General features: G+C 65.5%; 3 protein-coding genes and 1 pseudogene. All 4 read left to right on the plus strand.

Going from position 1 to position 4,488, the window contains the following annotated elements:
* The coding region (locus tag AUC71_RS13690) for an alpha-glucosidase C-terminal domain-containing protein (RefSeq protein WP_083238389.1) at window positions 1–223 on the plus strand (223 nt) is incomplete at its 5' end.
* Window positions 224–282: 59 nt separating this feature from the next.
* Window positions 283–1,914 (plus strand): putative maltokinase, encoded by a 1,632-nt coding sequence (locus tag AUC71_RS13695; protein WP_158007859.1) that lies wholly within the window; start codon window positions 283–285, stop codon window positions 1,912–1,914.
* Window positions 1,911–4,280 (plus strand): glycogen debranching protein GlgX, encoded by a 2,370-nt coding sequence (glgX, locus tag AUC71_RS13700; RefSeq protein WP_069624686.1) that lies wholly within the window; start codon window positions 1,911–1,913, stop codon window positions 4,278–4,280. The genes AUC71_RS13695 and glgX overlap by 4 nt, the downstream gene beginning before the upstream one ends.
* Window positions 4,261–4,488, plus strand: a pseudogene (locus tag AUC71_RS20390) (malto-oligosyltrehalose trehalohydrolase); the annotation flags it as partial. The gene glgX and the pseudogene AUC71_RS20390, both read left to right, overlap by 20 nt.

The following is a 4,488-nucleotide window of genomic DNA, read 5'->3' on the forward strand; positions in this document are numbered from 1 at the left end:
CATGAGCTCTGGCAACGGCAACATGACGTTCTTGCGCCCGAGCAACCGCAAGGTGCTCGCCTATCTGCGCGAGTACGAAGGCGACGTGATGCTGTGCGTGTTCAACCTGTCGCGTTCCGCGCAAGCGGTGGAGCTCGATCTTTCGAGCCAGAAGGGCAGCGTTCCGGTCGAGCTGACCGGCGCTCTCCCTTCCCGCCCATCGGCACGCTGCCTTATCTGCTGACGCTGCCGGCCTACGGCTTTTACTGGTTCACCCTCACCGATCCCGCGCAACTCCCGTCCTTGCCGGACTTGGCGCCTGAGTCTCTCCCCGAGCTCGAGACCCTCATCCTCAGCGAGGGGTGGAACATCGTGGACAGCCAGCGCGGCGACAGCGCCCGCATCGACCGCATCGTCCACGACCTGTTGCCCACCTATATCGCGCGCCAGCGCTGGTTCGGTCCCAAGGACGCCGTCATCGCCTCCGCCACGCCCGAGCGGATCGGCGAGCTGCCGCAAGCCGGCCGCGAGAACTTCTTGCTGCTTGCCGCGAAGATCATGCTCGAGGACGGCGCGGCCCAGCGCTACTTCCTGCCGATCGCGCTCTCCTGGGGCGAGGAAGACTTGCGGCACGACAGCCCGCTGCTGCCCTATTTGCTCGCCAAGATCAGGCGCGGACCCCGGGCCGGACTCGTCTTCGACGCCGCGCACGGCGAAACCTTTCCCCGGGCCTTGCTGCATGCCATGCGCGAGCACGAGACCTTGCCGGCGGTCGAGGGCACCTTCCGCTTCGACGCAAGCGACGCCCTGCGCGCACTCGATCTTTCCGAAGAGCTCGAAGTGCGCCGCGTGGAGACCGGAGAGCATGCCCACACGACGCGCACGCTCGACGACCGCGTGAACCTGAAGATTTCCCGCAGGCTGCGCTCCGGCATGGACCCCGGCATCGAGATGGGCCGCTTCCTGTCCAAAACGGACTTCACCAACAGTCCGCCTTATCTCGGCGCCTTCGAATATGTGGATGCCGGCGGCACGCCCACGGCTTTGGCCGTTGCTTTCGAGCATGTGCGCAATCAGGGCGACGGCTGGACGGTCGTGGTCAACGCGCTCGACCGCGAGCTGGAAGACGTAGCGTTGTCCGGCGAGGGCAATGGCGGCTTGCCCTATTCGCTCTCCTTGGTCGAGACCATCGGCGCGCGGACCGGTGAGTTGCACCGCGCACTGGCCAATGCCGATCCGAGCGATCCGGACTTCGCGCCCGAACCCGTCACGGACGCGGACCTCGAAGACTGGCGCGCCCGGGCCGTGGCGCGCGCCGAGCAGGCTTTCGCCTATATCGAGACGCTGCCCGACACCGCCGACGCGGAGGCGCAGGAGCTTGCCGCCAAGTTGCTGACCTTGCGCAGCGCCATGCTGAAACGCATCGATACGCTGGTTCCCACGAATGCGCGCGGCAACAAGATCCGCCTGCACAACGACTATCATCTCGCCAAGGTTCTCGTGTCGGCGAACGACATCTATATCGTCGGCTTCGAGGGCGAGCCGGATCAGCCGGTGGACGAGCGCCGGCAGAAAGCGCCGCCCTCGCGTGACATCGCCACCATGCTACGCTCCTTCGACTATGCGGCGCGCACCGCCGTCGATCGTCAGAAGCAGCGCGGCGCCAGTCAGCTCGACGAGATCGAAACCCGCGCCCTCAATTGGCGCTCGCTCGCCGAGCGGCGCTTCTTGCGCGCCTACGGCATGGCCCGCGACGACTCGGCGAGCGGCTCGCATCTTGCCGGCGGCGAGCTGTTGCCGCTGTTCCTGGCCGACAAGCTCTTTCAGGAGATTCTGTACGAAGGCGTGAACCGGCCGGTCGTACTGCCGATCCCCTTGCGCGCCGCGCTCGAATTGGTCGAGCCGTTGGACGGCCCGCCGGAGGACGACGATTGACGGATTCGAAGCTTGGTCCCGGAAACCCACGGCCGCTTGGCGCGACCTATGACGGCCGAGGCGTCAACTTCGCCCTGTTCTCCGCCAACGCCACGCGCGTCGATCTCTGTCTATTCGATCAGGGCGGCACCGAGACCGAGCGTATCACGCTGCCCGAATACTCCGATGAGGTGTGGCACGGCTACGTGCCCGGGCTGGCGCCGGGGCAGCTCTATGGCTACCGCGTTCATGGGCCCTATGCCCCGCGCGACGGCCACCGCTTCAACCGCAACAAGCTGCTGCTCGACCCTTATGCGAAGGCCTATGCCGGGAAGCTCATCTGGGACGACTGCCTGTTCGGCTATCAGATCGGCGCCAAACGCACCGACCTGATCAAGAGCAAGACCGACAGCGCGCGCTTCATGCCGAAATGCGTCGTCGCCGCCGACGGGATGCGCCCGGCGCACTCGCGCCCCGACCGGCCCTGGCATGAAACCGTCATCTACGAGGCGCACGTCAAAGGCATGACGGCGCTCCATCCCGACGTTCCGGAACCCTTGCGCGGCACGTTCGCCGGCCTCGCCCAGCCGGCGGTGATCGAGCATCTCGTCAAGCTTGGCGTCACGGCGCTGGAACTTCTCCCGGTGCACGCCATGGTCGACGACCGGCACCTGGTGGAGGAAGGCCTCAGCAATTACTGGGGCTATAACAGTGTCGGCTTCTTCGCTCCCGCCCAGCGCTATATCTCGCCCGGCGCGGGCATCGAGGAATTCCGGAACACCGTCGACCGCCTGCACGAGGCCGGCATCGAGGTCATCCTCGATGTGGTCTACAACCACACGGCGGAAGGCAACGCGCTTGGCCCAACGCTTTCCTTCCGCGGCATCGACAACGCGTCCTACTACAAACTCGCCGAGGACAAGCGCCACTATCACGACACCACGGGCTGCGGGAACACGCTCAATGTCGGTCATCCGCGCGTGCTGCAACTCGTCTTGGATTCGCTCCGCTACTGGGTCGAGCAGTGCGGCGTGGACGGCTTCCGCTTCGACCTCGCCTCGGCGCTCGCCCGCGACAACACGGATTTCGATCCGAGCGCGTCCTTCCTGGACGCGATCGGCCAAGACCCCGTCTTGAGCCAGGCGAAGCTCATCGCCGAACCATGGGACCTTGGCGAAAGCGGCTACCAAGTCGGCGGCTTTCCGCCGGGCTGGGCGGAATGGAACGACCTTTGGCGCGACGGGTTACGCTCTTATTGGAAGGGCGACATGGGAATGCTTCCGGCGCTTGGGCGCCGCATATCGGGTTCGGCAGAAATCTACGACCACCGCGGCCGCAAACCGTGGGCGAGCGTCAACTTCATCACCGCCCATGACGGTTTCACCCTGACCGACCTCGTCTCGTACAACAAGAAGCACAACGAGGCGAACAAAGAGAACAACCAGGACGGCCATTCCGACAACCGAAGTTACAATTGGGGCGCCAAGGGACCGACCGACGATCCCGTCATCCTCGATCGCCGCGACCGCGTGCGCCGCGCCTTCGTGGCGAGCCTGTTGTTCAGCCACGGTACGCCCATGCTGCAAATGGGCGATGAGATCGGCCGCACCCAAGGCGGCAACAACAACGCCTTTTGCCAGGACAACGAGGTCTCTTGGGTCGACTGGCGGAATGTGAGCGACCGCGACCGCGCTTTTCACGAGTTCGTACGAGGGGTCGTGAGCTTGCGGGCGCAGATACCGCTCTTGCGCACCAAGCACTTTCTGCATGGCGAGCCGGTGGCGCCGCTCATCAAGAGCATTGCCTGGTTCAAGCCCGACGGCGAGGAGAAGCAGGCCGAACACTGGAAAGACCCGGTGGCCAAATGCATCGGCGCGTCCTTCGCCGGCGGCGGGAACATCCTGCTGCTTCTGTTCAACGCGGACGCGACCCGATCGACTTCATCTTTCCGTATTTCGGCAAGCGTCACTTGCGCTGGCGGCTCCTTTGCGACTCGGCCAACGGCTTGGTCCGTCCGGATGCGCCGATCGCCACGGGCAAGACCACCATTCCGGGACGCGGGCTCCTGCTGTTCGAAAGGACCGACTGATGGCTGCGCGGTTCGCGCATGCATTGCCCTGGGGCGCCGAAATTGTCGACGGCGGCGCGCGCTTCAGGCTTTGGGCGCCGGCCCAGAACATGGTCGCGCTCCACGCCGAAGGCGGCAGCACCGTTCCCATGGCGAAGATGGAGGACGGCTGGTTCGAAGTGACGACCGACGCGGTCCCCGTCGATGGGGGCTACCAATATGTCCTGGCGGACGGGATGCGCGTGCCCGATCCCGCCGCGCGCGCGCAAATCGGCGACGTGCACGGGCCGAGCCGGCTGGTGGACCCGCGAAGCTATGACTGGCGCACGCCCCAATGGACAGGCCGCCCTTGGGAAGAGGCAATCCTCTACGAGCTGCACACCGGAACTTTCTCCCTCGACGGGACCTTCGACGGCATCGTCCGCGATCTCGATCGTCTCGCCGATGTCGGCATCACGGCCATCGAGCTTTTGCCGGTGGCGCAGTTCGGCGGCAATCGCGGCTGGGGCTATGACGGCGTGCTGCTC

The sequence above is a fragment of the Methyloceanibacter marginalis genome (assembly GCF_001723295.1).
Classification (GTDB): domain Bacteria; phylum Pseudomonadota; class Alphaproteobacteria; order Rhizobiales; family Methyloligellaceae; genus Methyloceanibacter; species Methyloceanibacter marginalis.